Source organism: Proteus vulgaris (genome assembly GCF_016647575.1).
GTDB classification, from domain to species: domain Bacteria; phylum Pseudomonadota; class Gammaproteobacteria; order Enterobacterales; family Enterobacteriaceae; genus Proteus; species Proteus mirabilis_B.
This window is the reverse complement of sequence record NZ_CP032663.1, coordinates 907928-922310: the sequence shown is the minus strand read 5'-3', so window position 1 is coordinate 922310 and position 14383 is coordinate 907928. Positions and strand designations below refer to the sequence as shown.

At 34.6% G+C, this 14383-nt stretch carries 14 protein-coding genes; 2 read left to right on the top strand and 12 right to left on the bottom strand.

From position 1 onward, the window contains the following. Positions 1-2: 2 nt before the first annotated feature. Both rlmD and dgt read right to left on the bottom strand, forming a co-directional pair. The gene (rlmD, locus tag D7029_RS04215) at positions 3-1328 is read right to left on the bottom strand and encodes a 23S rRNA (uracil(1939)-C(5))-methyltransferase RlmD (RefSeq protein WP_194951938.1); all 1326 of its coding nucleotides are present in this window, start codon (positions 1326-1328) and stop codon (positions 3-5) included. Positions 1329-1717: 389 nt separating this feature from the next. After that, the gene (dgt, locus tag D7029_RS04210) at positions 1718-3226 is read right to left on the bottom strand and encodes a dGTPase (RefSeq protein WP_194951937.1); all 1509 of its coding nucleotides are present in this window, start codon (positions 3224-3226) and stop codon (positions 1718-1720) included. A 127-nt stretch (positions 3227-3353) separates the two neighbouring features. Here dgt and mtnN point away from each other — a divergent pair, with 127 nt between their 5' ends. Continuing rightward, positions 3354-4049 (top strand): 5'-methylthioadenosine/S-adenosylhomocysteine nucleosidase, encoded by a 696-nt coding sequence (gene mtnN / locus D7029_RS04205; protein ID WP_194951936.1) that lies wholly within the window; start codon positions 3354-3356, stop codon positions 4047-4049. Between the two features lie 104 nt (positions 4050-4153). Further along, on the top strand, positions 4154-4981 hold the full coding sequence (btuF, locus tag D7029_RS04200) for a vitamin B12 ABC transporter substrate-binding protein BtuF (protein ID WP_194951935.1): 828 nt from the start codon (positions 4154-4156) through the stop codon (positions 4979-4981). Between the two features lie 12 nt (positions 4982-4993). Here the strand turns inward: btuF and D7029_RS04195 are convergent, their stop codons facing one another. From D7029_RS04195 to D7029_RS04150, 10 genes are all read right to left on the bottom strand, one after another. Continuing rightward, positions 4994-5263 (bottom strand): PAAR domain-containing protein, encoded by a 270-nt coding sequence (locus D7029_RS04195; RefSeq protein ID WP_194951934.1) that lies wholly within the window; start codon positions 5261-5263, stop codon positions 4994-4996. Positions 5264-5312: 49 nt separating this feature from the next. Further along, complete coding sequence (locus tag D7029_RS04190) at positions 5313-6269, bottom strand: hypothetical protein (protein WP_194951933.1); 957 nt, start codon at positions 6267-6269, stop codon at positions 5313-5315. 102 nt (positions 6270-6371) lie between these two features. Further along, the gene (locus tag D7029_RS04185) at positions 6372-7298 is read right to left on the bottom strand and encodes a hypothetical protein (protein WP_194951932.1); all 927 of its coding nucleotides are present in this window, start codon (positions 7296-7298) and stop codon (positions 6372-6374) included. Positions 7299-7321: 23 nt separating this feature from the next. Next, complete coding sequence (locus D7029_RS04180; RefSeq protein WP_194951931.1) at positions 7322-7591, bottom strand: PAAR domain-containing protein; 270 nt, start codon at positions 7589-7591, stop codon at positions 7322-7324. 24 nt (positions 7592-7615) lie between these two features. Further along, positions 7616-8224 carry a hypothetical protein gene (locus tag D7029_RS04175; RefSeq protein WP_228766732.1) on the bottom strand — a complete coding sequence of 203 codons (609 nt, stop codon included), beginning with the start codon at positions 8222-8224 and terminating at the stop codon, positions 7616-7618. 182 nt (positions 8225-8406) lie between these two features. Beyond that, entirely contained in the window at positions 8407-8676 is a 270-nt protein-coding gene (locus D7029_RS04170; protein WP_194951930.1) for a PAAR domain-containing protein, read from the bottom strand. Positions 8677-8701: 25 nt separating this feature from the next. Continuing rightward, positions 8702-9490 carry a hypothetical protein gene (locus D7029_RS04165; protein ID WP_194951929.1) on the bottom strand — a complete coding sequence of 263 codons (789 nt, stop codon included), beginning with the start codon at positions 9488-9490 and terminating at the stop codon, positions 8702-8704. Continuing rightward, complete coding sequence (locus D7029_RS04160; protein ID WP_194951928.1) at positions 9471-11390, bottom strand: lipase family protein; 1920 nt, start codon at positions 11388-11390, stop codon at positions 9471-9473. The genes D7029_RS04165 and D7029_RS04160 overlap by 20 nt, the downstream gene beginning before the upstream one ends. Continuing rightward, a complete protein-coding gene (locus D7029_RS04155; protein ID WP_194951927.1) occupies positions 11391-12188 on the bottom strand; it encodes a DUF4123 domain-containing protein in 798 nt (265 codons plus the stop codon). It lies immediately after the preceding gene. Beyond that, entirely contained in the window at positions 12188-14314 is a 2127-nt protein-coding gene (locus D7029_RS04150) for a type VI secretion system Vgr family protein (RefSeq protein ID WP_194951926.1), read from the bottom strand. Before D7029_RS04150 ends, D7029_RS04155 begins: the two co-directional genes overlap by 1 nt. Positions 14315-14383 lie beyond the last annotated feature (69 nt).

Here is a 14383-nt window from a genome sequence, read left to right as displayed (position 1 = left end):
GTTTATTTTCGACTAAACAGCGCCATTGATTCCAGATGACCCGTTTGTGGAAACATATCCAACATTTTTAAACCGGTTAGCTGATATCCAGAATCTAATAATATCTTACTATCTCTGGCTAACGTGGTCGGATTACAGGAGACATACACGATTTTTTCTGCGGATAACTTCACAATATGTGACATTACCTCCAAAGCGCCTGCTCTCGCGGGATCTAACAACACTTTGTTAAACCCTTCTTTCGACCACGACATCGCAGAAAAATCAGCCGATAAATCTGCATGCCAAAAATGCGCATTACCTAGTTGGTTTAGTTCTGCATTCTTTTTCGCCATTTCAACTAGCGCAGGTACACCTTCGATACCCACTACTTCACTGACATGTTTTGCGATAGGTAAAGTGAAGTTACCCATACCACAAAACAGATCTAACACGCGATCTTCTGGCGATAAATCAAGCCATTCAATAGCTTGAGCAACCATCTTAGGATTTATTTCATCGTTTACTTGAATAAAATCAGTAGGTGCAAAACGTAAATTTAGACCTTCTATTTGATAGAAGGGTTCCTTCTCAATTGAAGTTAATCGTGCTATCTCGCTATTATCACCTGCAAGATACATCGTAACTTGATGAGTTTGAGAGAAATCACGCAAACTCTGTTTATCACTCTCTGACAATGGTGATAAATGACGTAAAATCACCAACGGCCCATTATCAGCGAGCACCATTTCAACATGCCCTAAATCACGTACTGATGTTAATTGTTTAAGACATGTCCAAAGAGGAGACAATAAATCATTTAACTGAGGTTTTAATACTGGGCATTTTTTTATCATGACCAAATCATTAGAGCGTTCTTGGCGAAATCCCATTACCAACCCCTTTTCAGGCTGATAACGCAAACCCAATCTTGCTCTACGACGATAACCATATTCAGCCCCAGCAATAACAGGCTCCGCTGAAATTACCACACCCGTTTCACGTTTAATAAGATGTGATAACACACTTGCTTTTGTTGTACGTTGTAGCGCAATCGGCACATGTTGCTGCTGACAACCACCACAACGCCCATAATATTCACAATGAGGCGTTATACGCTGTTCACTGGTAGTTAAACGCTTAATAACCTCGCCTTTAGCAAACTGGCGCTTTTCTTCTGTTAAACGAATACGAGCAGTTTCTTGTGGGAGTAATCCTTTTACAAAAATCGTTTTGCCCTCAGCATGAGCAATACCTTGACCATTTGCATCCAATGCACTGGCGGTCACTTCCAGAGTTGTCGCCTGTTTTTTCACAGAGCGTTTTTTAGGGGAATAAAACTGCACCATAGTATTAAATTAAGTATCAATGACGGATTAACAGTGAAATGACATCGTTTTAGAATACGCTGTATGTTTTTCAGCGTTACATGAATGACTATGCATTTCAGAAGAAAACATGGGAAGAGTATAACATCGAACAAGTTATTTACTTAACTGATATAAGCAATATTTTTGTTAAATTGAGAAAACTTTTAATGATAACAACCTAAGACACTCGTTTTATGGATTTTATATTGTTCTATAACTAACAAATATTATATATAACTTTTATATTGAATATATTTACAATTAATAACATCTATTTTCTGTTATTTTAATAAATCTTTATTATCTCTAAGAAAAGTCTAAAAATTATCACCAATCAATTAGATAGCATTTTTCTTAATGATTACAAATTAATCACAAACCATTAATTTTCTATATTCTTCATAAGCATAATGATCAGTCATTCCACTGATATAATCTTGAATTAATCTGGTACGATAATAAAACTCTAAAATTTTTCCTCTTTCAGTATTTATATCATTTAGCTTTTCTAACATTTCGTTATAAGCCAGTTTATGTTTAACAGAAAGTTTATGATATAACCGCGTCTCAATGACATATTTAGGATGTTCGTTATATTTATGCAATCTTAAAAAATCTTCAGTTGATAATAAAAGCAAGGGCTTATAGATATCGAGTAATCCACTGATCACGCGATATCCTTTCATTTCAAGCTCTTCAACTTCAGGATGGCTAAACACCCATTTTTTAGCGACACTTTTTAAGGTTGTTAATAAACGATGCTCAGCACTATTCCCTTCCAATAATGCATGGTTAAAACTTCCTTCATAAACTTGAGGAAGATTTTTTATAAATCGATGTGCCGTATAAGGGACTAATTTCCCTGTAATATAAACTCGTAAATACATAAAAAACTGATCTTGCATACTACGTTTGGCTTCATTTTGATCAACTTTTTTATAAGCACGATTCACAGTAATATCGAATAAATCGCCTTCGGTCACATCACCATTTTCACGCCACGCATCTCGTAAAAGCTGAACAAGTCGGTTGATATCAAAAATCCCCTTTTCTACTGCATCATCTAAATCTGCAATGCAATACGAAATGTCGTCAGCAGCTTCCATAATATATGTGAGAGGAAAGCGACAGAACTCACCCATATTTAGTTTTTCTTGTACTTCTTTTACGAATGCTAATTCAGACCAGTAATACCCCGGTTTCTTCATTAAATAGCTATATTCTTTAGGGACTTCACCTTGCCAATAAGCGGGACGGGTATATTTTAATACACAGCCAATTTGAGCATAGGTTAAATTCAATTTAAGAAGATGATGCGCCATTCGAATAGCTTGAGCATTACCTTCAAATTGACATAAATCTTGGCGTAAAGTTTGTCGCAATTCATTTAATTGCACTTTAACTGAATACTGCATAGGGATAAACGGGCAACTATCGAATTCGGCTGTCGCCTCTGGTGATAATATTTTTTGAAACCAATGTTTAATCGCAGCTTCGCCAAAATGACCAAAAGGTGGATTACCAATATCGTGCATTAAGCAAGCCATCTCAATTAAACTTTCAAGACTATCGATGCGATCAATTAAGCCATACACTTCAAGCTTATTTTGTTTTTTTAATTCACTGATAATTTGTTTAGCGATATAACGGCCAATTTGCTGAACTTCAAGAGAATGAGTAAGACGGCTGCGTACTGCGGAATTTTGCTCTAAAGGAAAGACTTGTGTTTTTTGTTGTAAACGTCGAATGGCTGCTGAATTAATAATACGGCCACGATCACTTTCAAATTGACGAGAAACCTGTATTTCATCGTTAATATCGATATCACTGCTGTTATATTTGCGTTGATAATTTAACTTCAGCTTAAAATCGATCATTTCTGTCCTCTTTCTGGTTTCGATGAAACGAATTCTCTATTCTTTGTGTTATATCGTGTTTTTCCGATAGATGTTAAACTCTATTTAAATTTCTATTTATTATTAACCTACAAGTGAGTATGACACAATGAGAGTTGGCGTAATAGGTGCAATGGAGCAAGAAGTCACACTTCTGCGTGAGAAAATTGAAGATTGCCAAATCTTATCGCGTGGCGGTTGTGAAATTTATACAGGCACAATCAACGGTGTTGATGTTGCATTATTAAAATCAGGTATTGGTAAAGTTGCGGCTGCGATTGGCACAACTTTATTGCTTGAGCATTTTCGCCCTGATGTCGTTATCAATACTGGCTCTGCGGGTGGTTTAGACTCGAGATTAAATGTCGGTGATATCGTTGTTTCAACAGAAGTTCGCTATCACGATGCAGATGTGACTGCGTTTGGTTATGAACCAGGTCAAATGGCACAATGCCCTCCTGCTTTTATTGCAGATCCTAGACTTATTAGCATCGCAGAAGAGTGTATTGAATCGCTAAAATTAAATGCTGTTCGTGGTTTAATTTGTAGTGGTGATGCATTTATTAATGGTGCAGAGCCTTTAGCGCGTATTCGTCGTACATTCCCAGATGTTGCTGCCGTAGAAATGGAATCCACCGCAATTGGTCATGTTTGCCATCAATTCAACACACCATTTGTTGTGGTTCGTGCTATTTCTGATGTGGCTGATAAAGAATCGCATTTAAGCTTTGATGAGTTTTTATCTGTTGCTGCAGAACAATCGAGCTTAATGGTGACCGCGATGTTGGATAAATTAAAAGACTAATTAAGTCGAGATAATCCTAATATCATTTTATCAATACCCCACCTTTATTTTTTGTTTATTCTAAGATAAAAAATAGGTGGGTATTTCTTATTATCGGAAAAGTAATGCGTTTATTTATCAATCTTGGATTATTACTCTGTTCATTATTTGGGCTAAGCTTTGCCATTGCTATCACACCTGCTGATCGTGTTATTACGTTATCGCCATCAGCCACTGAAATGGCTTACGCCGCAGGTATGGGGGATAATATTGTCGGAGTTAGTGCTTACTCTGATTATCCAGAGGCTGCTAAAAATATTGAACAAGTCGCTAATTGGCAGGGTATTAATATCGAACGCATTCTATTATTAAAACCTGATCTAGTGATTGCATGGCAAGGCGGTAATCCACAACGTCCATTAGATCAGTTAAAAGCTTTGGGTATTCCTATCATTTATTCTGATCCACAAAGTATTGAAGAAATCGCAGACGATCTCGTTACTCTTTCCAGTTATAGCCATCATTCTGATATTGCAATAAAAAATGCCCAACAATTGCGTCAACAATATCAAGTGTTACAACAGCAATATGCATCAACTATATCGAATCACTCCAAGAAAAAAGTATTTATTCAATTTGGGATGCAGCCGTTATTTACTACATCAAACTGTACATTACAAAGCCATATTACTGAACTTTGTGGCGGTGAAAATATCTTCGCTAATAGCCCTGTGGCATGGCCTCAAGTAAGTCGTGAGCAAGTACTTACAAAGCAACCTGATTTAATTATATTCAGTGGTAAAGCAGATCAAATACCTACAGTACGAGCATTTTGGCAACCTCAGCTCACAGTACCCGTTATTGCTATTGATGAAGACAGTTTTAGCCGACCTGCACCGCGTATTATTAATGCAACACAGCAAATTTGTGAAGCAATAGCAACGAACCATTAGCAAAATAATTAATTACTCAATAGCCACTAATATACAACCTTTTAAACAACCGCATTGCACTTTATGCCCTTCTAACGCGACGGGAGTATTGCTTATTTTCATCATGGAATCCCCTTCTATTATCTTGCCTTTTTGCTGACAAGCAGGGCAATAGACGTCATCGCCTAAACAGGCAATTTCATGCGTTTGTTTTGCTAATAAAGAACCGCTTAATACGGTTCCTTTAGTATTGGTGGTATCATTTTTTAAAATGATTCTTCGTCCTTGGATTGTGCTACGCATGTTTATATATCCTTTTATAAATTATTAACAGCAAACTTAGCTAAAAAATCTAAATAGAATGCTTAATTGCTTCCGATAATTTATCTTCTATTTCTTTACAAGGTGGTAGCTCTTTATCAACCAAAACAACTTGTTGTTCTATTTGTCTATCAAGATCTTTGGGAATAGGCGCTTCTCTAAAAATAGAATATTTTTTTCTTGTGTACTTGCCTTCAATCAAAGGAGCTAATCCATAAAATAAATATTTGGTAATATATCCTAACCCCCATGCTTTATCATTGCTGCTTCCGCCGCCTAAAAAACTAAACATCGTTAAGTTGGGATAATATTTATGTTCTATTAATTTTTGATTTTCATCAACGCGATATAAAATAAGTGCTAATGTCGGCTTAATATCTGCAAAATTGACATGAGAATATTTAGCAACATAAACATTCATTTTCATATCCCAAGTATAAAATAATTGTTTTTCTCGGTCACATATTAGATAAGGTCGATTTCTTGCAATAAAACCAAAATAGATCATTGGTAATGAACATAATAGAGGGGCTAAAGATAAGAATAATTCAAGAGCAATACTTTTTTTGTATAGAAAGTCATTGTTATAGTAATTATAATGCCAAAAATCAAAAAAAGAGAGGTGGCCATTTTTTATATAAATATCTTCATAAGACTCTTTTATTTCTCTTTTTTTTGAAATAAAAAACTGCTCGCTTATTAAACTTCTTTTATATTCTAAACTATTTAGAAATCTTTTTTCAGTTTGCTTCCAGGGTTCAATATAAATTGTTTTAACGCCATAGCTGAAAGCCCAAAGTAAACCGATAACAAAAGGGATAGCTAACATAGTCCTTCCATTAGAAAAAGCATGGCGTATTACCAAACGAAAATTGTCTATTTTTTCCACAAAATCAAGCGCACCTGCTTGATATTGAGTCATTTTGGGTGTTTCTGTTTGTAATAGTGATTCACAATGATCACTGAGTTTGTGTTTTTGTTCCATCATGGATATCAATCTATATTAATCATCAATAAAGAACCGCTTAATACGGTTCCTTTAGTATTGGTGGTATCATTTTTTAAAATGATTTTTCGTCCTTGGATTGTGCTACGCATTTTTTACTTTCTTTTTATCGATTTCGGCTAAAATACGACTTATTTGTTGTTCAAAATCAGCAGGGAGTGGGTTTTTATTAAACCAAACAAGCGGTTTTCTTCGACTATAATTAGTCTGGCTAATTGCATCTCGACCTTCTTTCATGAATGTATTGATAAAAGTCACAAAATGCTTATTTTCAGCCGTTCTACTCACTAAAAGACCTGTTGAGTATGAAATATTGGGTTTAAAATAACCTTCTATTAATTTTCCTGTTTTTTTATCAAGACAATAAAGTTTTAAGAACATTAATGTACCTGCATAACCAAATTCAGCATCACAATAACGTGTTACTAATAACTGTCTGGAATTCCAGACATAAAGAATTTGCCGTTTTCTATCTACTTTTAATACCACCCAAGGCATATAAAAGATAATTAGCCCCATTAATATTATTCCAATTAATGGCATAGAAAATAATGCGATATCTTGATAGATGGCATTTTTAGTTCCTTGATAAAAGTTACCAGAATAATACGCTTTTAAGTAATCAAAATAATTAATTTTCTGGTTAAAATAGGGAGAATATTTATCATAAATTCTCTTCCAACTATTAGAGGCCTTATCATATTCTTTATCATAATTTTTCTCATATATTTTTACTCTTTCTTCAAATCTTATTGTCCCATAATGAATTTTTTCATATTTATCATGTAATAAATAAACAAAACTAAAAAAAAGCACAATAAAAATAGGTACAGCTATATTATTGATAATATTTCGATTAGGAGAATCAACTTCACATTCATCTTCTGTTAATTTATTTAGAAATTCAAAGTCTTTTAACTTAACATTTGGATTATAATTATCATTATCTTCCTTAAAAAAATTCATTTCTATTTTATGAGGATGATTTGTACCACTAAATAAATTTGTCATTATCTTCCCATAAAAATAATTAGTTATTCAATAGCCACTAATATACAACCCTTTAAACAACCGCATTGCACTTTATGCCCTTCTAATGCGACGGGAATATTGCTTATTTTCATCATGGTATCTCCCTCAATAATTTTGCCTTTTTGCTGACAAGCAGGGCAATAAACTTCATCGCCTAAACAGGCAATTTCATGTTTTTGTTTTGCGAATAAAGAACCGCTTAATACGCTTCCTTTAGTATTGGTAGTATCATTTTTTAAAATGGTTTTTCGTCCTTGGATTGAGCTACGCATTTTTTCTATTTTTAATTTTAAAAATTATTCTTTAATTAAGGAAAGTAATTTTTTATAGTCTGGCTTTCCATCTCTATTTGATGTTTTTGTACCGTCTGGGTAATAATATATTTTACTAACACCTTCAGTTTTACGCTCTGCTGGATATTCCGAGTAAACGACTATATCGGTATGAATAATGGGTTTCCAAGTGATTTTTTGAGCATTGCGGGATTTATAATAAAGATCAAGCTCTTCGCCATATAACCATAAGTTAACATTATTACTATTTTTAAATGAATTACTTACCCAAGGAAAATAATTTTTGACAATATCGATATCTCCTTTTTTATCAATAGGTTTATGGCCAGTTTGTTGAGGCTGGTTATTATCAAATATAACAATTATTCCAGCTCCCACTATACCAGTAATATTTTTTGAAAAATATTCATGATTCTTTAAATTTAGATTTAAAGTAATGTTACTTAATTGCCAATCACATTTCCCACCTCCTCTATAAGGGATTTCTGCACTATATAATGAGCTATTACCTTCTTTTTCTAACAAAACCATTTCACTATTAAAACCAGAAACAGTATATGTAGGCACTTCATTATTATTATACGTTTTTCGACAAAGGTTTGAACGATACATAACCTTCATTGGTGAAAGCTCAGCGACATCGGGTACGTCGACGGTAATTTTTACTGTTCTACCATTTTAAGGAGGGGAGAATGTCCTGTCTATTTGGGGCATTAATATATTGCACCCAGTTAAAAATAAACTCACAATAGAGATAGACAAAAGAAATAGTTTATTGACGGGGTATTTATTCATTATTCTATCGCCACTAATACACAGCCCTTTAAACAGCCGCATTGCACTTTATGCCCTTCTAATGCGACGGGAATATTGCTTATTTTCATCATGGTATCTCCCTCAATAATTTTGCCTTTTTGCTGACAAGCAGGGCAATAGACTTCATCGCCTAAACAAACAATTTCATGTGTTTGCTTTGCTAATAAAGAACCGCTTAATACGGTTCCTTTAGTATTGGTAGTATCATTTTTTAAAATGATTTTTCGTCCTTGAATTGTGCTACGCATGTTTTCAACATTTTAATTTATAGAATCATGATTGAATTAGAGATAATAACTTTTTATAATTTGGTTTTGACTCATTATTAACTTCTTTTGTACTATCAGAGTAATAAAATGTTCGTTGGATACCTTTTGTTTTACGCTCTGCAGGATATTCAGAATAAACGGTCACATCAGTATGTATAATTGGTCTCCAAGTAATTTCTTTAGCACCACGTGATTTATAATAAAAATATAGTTTTTCTCCATATAGCCACAAAATATTTCCTTTATCATTTTCATATTGTTTATTGACCCAAGGAAAATAATGAGAAGAAATATAAAAATCACCTTCTTTATTAATAGGTTTTTCGCCTATTCTTTGAGGCTGATTATTATCAAATATAATAATAACTCCAGCACCTACTACATCAATGATACTATTAGAAAAATATTCATTGTTTTTTAAATTTAGATTTAAAGTAATGTTACTTAATTGCCAATCACATTTCCCACCTCCTCTATAAGGGATTACTGCACTATATAATGAACTATTACCTTCTTTTTCTAACAAAACCATTTCACTATTAAAACCAGAAACAGTATATGTAGGTACTTCATTATTATTATATGTTTTTCGGCAAAGGTTTGAACGATACATAACCTTCATTGGTGAAAGCTCAGCGACATCGGGTACGTCGACGGTAATTTTTACTGTTCTACCATTTTCAGGAGGGGAGAATGTCCTGTCTATTTGGGGCGTTAATATATTACATCCAGTTAAAAATAGTACTGCAACGCCGAAGATAAAAATAGGATATTTATTGATTAAATATTTCATGTGTTTGTTCCTTAAATTGCATTAGCATATCCATTTCTTTAGGATTTGATTGCATTGGAATAAGAGAATTATTCATACTTTGTTGTAAATCTAAAAAATATAAATTACGTTGCCTATCTATTTCTAAAGTTCGCTTTTTATAAGGATTTGGATTGATAATATCAACCTTTTTATCTAAAGCAATTTTAAATAATTCTCGTGATTGTAAACGTTGTGGTGTTTTAGCACTATCTACTAATTCTAAAAGTTGATCATGCAAGAAAGGTAAATAACCTCTTCCCATATAATGATCTGTTACACTGGTTCCACCATTACTTTCTGGATTTTTTTGTTCAGGGAAAAGATTATTTTTATCATTTTCATTTAAGTTACTCATAATTTCTTGTTGTAGATTCATTGAGTCATTCAGCGCCAATTTATCTATCTCAGGAACAATATAAAGCTTGGTACTATTATTTTTAGAATAACTGAACCGCCATGTATTTGTAGCGGTAGGTACCTTTTCTTCATAATTTTCAATTAAGTTATATGCTTCATAAAAAAGAATAGGATTACCATGATGTAAATAATATTCTCCATATTGAGTGATAGCTTTCTGTCCCAATAAATCAATAATTGATGTAATACCACCTATGATATTGCCCAAATACCCATAGATATTAAATAACCAATTATCTAGACTTGCCTCTGGTGGTACCCTAGGCACAATATCATTATTATTTATATGGCGATAATGAGTAAACTTAGGTAACTGCTCAAGCGCAGAAATCGTAAATAATCTAGGAGCACCATAAGTATAAAGCAACGGTATATTTTTATGTAATTCAGTAGCATGTGCTAAAGCTAATGCTCCACCTAAACTATGACCACAGATAAATAATTTTTTATTTAATTTTCCTGATTCATCATTAATATTTTTAAATTCATTGGTAAAAAATTTTTTCCCTAATTGATAAGCCCCTAAAAAACCTTTATGCATTTTGCCATTTAGATTAAATTCTGGAGCGTGGGTTTTAATATCTTTCGCTCGATAGGTAAAATCATCAACCCAATCAGTTCCCTCCTGAGATCCTCTCCAAGCAACAATAAATTGTTCTTTATTTTGGACATAAAACAGTTGAGTACTACCATCAGCATCAGAACCATGCTGTCTTTCATCTTCAGTATCTAAAAAAACCACTTTGTCATAACGTTCTTCAAAAGGCACATCGATAACAATAGCGGGGTATTGAGCATTAATTTCTTTCTCCCTGACGACAGGATAACGACTTAAATCCAAGCATTGTCGTTCAAAAAAACAACTTATTGAGTTGGCATTACCAATATTATTATCTTTATAGGAAAGTTGGCTTAAAATCCCTAAATTATAAGCATTAATCATAGAATATTGTTCAGTATGATGAAGAATCAAAGACCAAGCCCTAAATGGGCAAATTTCAATTACTGTTGTGGTATTAAACTTAGAAATCGGGATCCCTTGGAACGCTTCATCTTTAGGAAAATGATAAAAAGGATATTCATCCTGATACCCTTTATTATCAATATCAATTTGATCTCTGCATAAAGCACCAATTGTTGTATAGTGGTAAGTATATTTTTTTGCCTTTGCTTCCGCTTTAATAATGGAATTATCTTCTCCTCTAAGTAATCTTAACTTTCGTGTACTCATCTCCTTTATTAAAGCTTGAGTATCTAATTTTAAGACAATAGGGAAACCAGCCAATCCCTCTTCCCTAATGATCCCATTTGCTTTTACTATTCCTTTTCTTGGTTTTTTCATCGGACCAAAAGCCTGATATAATTCATATTCAATATTCAATATGGGGTTATTAAGCTCATCCACAAGATGAATTTCAATCCATTTTTCCCCACAGGCAATACAATCCGTTTTATCCGTCATTTATAGTTCTTCCTTGTTAATTAATTTTATATTTAATAAATGATTTAATAAATTTTTATCAGTCAAATAAGCGATATCTGTATTTTTTAACTTCTCATTAGAAACCCATTTGTAGATAATGTCCCTTATATTATTCTCTCTCGAAAAAAGTGAATAAGCGAGATCACCATTTTCCTCCCAAAAATCAAGAATAAGGTTCTCAACAACTAAATTAGTTGCATATAGTGAATTACGCCAAGCCTCTAGTAAATAGAAAGGAAGTATGTATTTTAATGGGAAATTGTGTTTTTTGCTTTTTAATATATCGTTAGGACATTCAAAAAATAAGCTCTCTTTATTAACTGGAATAAAGATATCATTAATGGGATACATTAATGATAGCCAATCTTCTTTTTTTAGGTTAGGCAACAATATTTCAGCAATGCGAGGATCAAAAATCCTAAAATGTACCGACTCATTATCCACTGTAACCATTTGATAATATTTCCAATGCTTAATTTGTTCTTTCCAATTTAAGTGACTGTGATATGCCCATCCCCAATGCCTATCTTCCAATGGGCATTCATCTAGCTCTTTTGCTAAATGATAAAGGGATATTGATTTAATTTTAACTAACCAAGGACTTATTTCCGTTAAATGATCAAGCCCTGTCCCCCGATATAAAGGAATAGCTTCTTCTACCCAATTATGACTATAAAACCGTTTAATAGAATCGGATGTAGGTGGTGTATTAATAAAAAAATATACATCTCCTTTTGAAAAATCATTCACCCATTGCGTCCATGTTAAGGATGTCATTATTCTTCTTCCTTAGGTGGCTTTATTAATAAGCTACCTGTTTCGTTTGCAGTTAAAGCACAATACTTCTTAATTGCATAAGGGGGTTGCTCGAAAGGTATAACACCATCTGGAAGTTGAATAATTGGAGATTGCCCATTCCCCGGACCACTAGAGCCGATATCTAAATTACCAGAAGTAAAAATTGCACTTGGAGTAAGACGGATAAAGCTACTTCCTACTTTTAGTGTGATTTCTGTTCCTGCTTCAAGAATAATTTTTCCACCACTTTTAAAGCTCGTTTCCATACCACTTTCAACAATTAATTCATCATCAATTTTGCTATGTTTAGCACCTTTAATTTGTAATGAAACATCACCTTCAATTAATGATTTCTGTGTTCCTTTCATAATAAGGTGATCATCACCTAAAATTTCAGTAAAACGTTGATTATCAATGCGATGCTTGAAATCATGTTGAGTATGCCAATGACTATCATGTTGCACATGAATATTTAAATCTCTCTGCGCATGTAAATACACCTCTTCGCGTCCGCCGGCATCCTCAAATCGCAGTTCATTAAACCCTGTGCCTTTATGTGTCTTGGTACGAAATGTGGTTCGGGTTTTTTCTTTGGGTAAATCCAGTGGTGGGGCATTACGGCCGTTATAGGTGCAACCGGTGATAATTGGTCTATCAATATCGCCATTTAAATAAGACACAATCACCTCTTGCCCAATGCGAGGGATCGCCATAAATCCGAAGCTATCACCATTCCAACCCTGTGCCACTCGCAACCAACACGAACCACTATGATCAGGTTTTCCGCGTCTATCCCAATGAAAATAAACTTTTACCGCGCCCTGTTCATTGGTGTAAATCTCCTCACCTTCTGGACCAACGACTGTCGCCAACTCATCACCATCCGCCAGCGGTTTATAATGAAAAGGCGGTCGCCATTCCTGCGTGCCGGGAATAAAAGTGACATTATTTGAAAGTTGAGTTCCCTCACCGCCACCGTTATCCGCAGAGGGTTGTACGCCATGATGTGAAACGCTGATCACTTGCCAACGCGAATTCATTTTCGCGCTTGGGTGATTGGTTAAGGTAAACACTTTGCCCGGTATTAACGCAAAACAGTTAGTGTTTGCTGAGCCTGTTTGACGATAATTTTGAGATTGCTCATAGCGTAATTGATTTAGCGGCTGCGCTTCTGCCTCTTCTTGAAAACGGCCATAGCTTTCAAAAACAGGGTGTTGTTGATGGACGTCACCCGTTGTGTTTTGTGATAACGGGTAAGAAGGACGTATTGGGTTATAATCTTTGTCAATACGCACATCACTGCATAAACGTTCGGTATAGCGCCATGTGGTGGCAGTGGTATCCGTAATATCGGTTTCTGCTTGTGGGTTATAGGTTAGCGTGATCCCCGCGGTCATACCTAAATGATTGTCGCTATAAAACAGTTTTGGCCCTTCTTCAAACCAAAAATTGATCCCTTCTTCAAACGCTAAACGACACCAGAATGCATAAGCGGATTCACGCTTTTGCGTGATATAACGACGAGTTTGGTGCAGTTCGGGTTGATAGAACTGGTTGTCATATTTGATATGCGCTTCATCTAGTAATTGCTGAAGAATTTGAGGTACCGTTTTATGTTGGAAAATACGGCTATCTTGATTAAGCGTCATCACCCACATTTCAGGGCGAATAACAAATTGATACCACGTTTTAACGCCGTCGGTGTTGCCTTGTTCAGCACTCGCCAGTAAGCCTTGAACCGTGCGGATTGTTTTACCGTCACGACTGACAGTTAATGATGAAGCCACACCTAATTGGTTGGCAAAATCAATATCACGTTGCTCACTCACCGCGTGTATCGAAAGCGTGAAAAGCTCTGATAATCCTTCGGTTAAATCAAACTGAGTGACTTGAAAAGTGCTTTTAGGTAAATCGCCAATTTGGCAAGTAAACACTAACCCTGTATGAAGTAATCCCTTTCCTAGCGTTTCGAGTAATTCGCTGTATTTTTTAATGCGAGCTTGTTGTTCAGAGAATGTCATCCCTATTTCAAAAGGGCGAGATGATGCGGGATCATCTAATACCAAACGGGGTTTAGGGGTGTTGTTAGCGTCATTCGTTGACATAAAATCTCCCATTTAAATGTGACAAACACGCAATAAAAAAGACAAAAAATGCAGAGAACAATGGGCCCA

Bases quoted from the DNA above. Each gene is read 5' to 3' on its own strand.
- dgt (WP_194951937.1), bottom strand. From the start codon at position 3,226: ATGATCGATTTTAAGCTGAAGTTAAATTATCAACGCAAATATAACAGC.
- D7029_RS04180 (WP_194951931.1), bottom strand. From the start codon at position 7,591: ATGCGTAGCTCAATCCAAGGACGAAAAACCATTTTAAAAAATGATACT.
- D7029_RS04165 (WP_194951929.1), bottom strand. From the start codon at position 9,490: ATGAAATATTTAATCAATAAATATCCTATTTTTATCTTCGGCGTTGCA.
- D7029_RS04170 (WP_194951930.1), bottom strand. From the start codon at position 8,676: ATGCGTAGCACAATTCAAGGACGAAAAATCATTTTAAAAAATGATACT.
- D7029_RS04155 (WP_194951927.1), bottom strand. From the start codon at position 12,188: ATGACATCCTTAACATGGACGCAATGGGTGAATGATTTTTCAAAAGGA.
- D7029_RS04150 (WP_194951926.1), bottom strand. From the start codon at position 14,314: ATGTCAACGAATGACGCTAACAACACCCCTAAACCCCGTTTGGTATTA.
- D7029_RS04190 (WP_194951933.1), bottom strand. From the start codon at position 6,269: ATGATGGAACAAAAACACAAACTCAGTGATCATTGTGAATCACTATTA.
- D7029_RS04195 (WP_194951934.1), bottom strand. From the start codon at position 5,263: ATGCGTAGCACAATCCAAGGACGAAGAATCATTTTAAAAAATGATACC.
- btuF (WP_194951935.1), top strand. From the start codon at position 4,154: ATGCGTTTATTTATCAATCTTGGATTATTACTCTGTTCATTATTTGGG.
- mtnN (WP_194951936.1), top strand. From the start codon at position 3,354: ATGAGAGTTGGCGTAATAGGTGCAATGGAGCAAGAAGTCACACTTCTG.
- D7029_RS04160 (WP_194951928.1), bottom strand. From the start codon at position 11,390: ATGACGGATAAAACGGATTGTATTGCCTGTGGGGAAAAATGGATTGAA.
- D7029_RS04175 (WP_228766732.1), bottom strand. From the start codon at position 8,224: ATGTATCGTTCAAACCTTTGTCGAAAAACGTATAATAATAATGAAGTG.
- rlmD (WP_194951938.1), bottom strand. From the start codon at position 1,328: ATGGTGCAGTTTTATTCCCCTAAAAAACGCTCTGTGAAAAAACAGGCG.
- D7029_RS04185 (WP_194951932.1), bottom strand. From the start codon at position 7,298: ATGACAAATTTATTTAGTGGTACAAATCATCCTCATAAAATAGAAATG.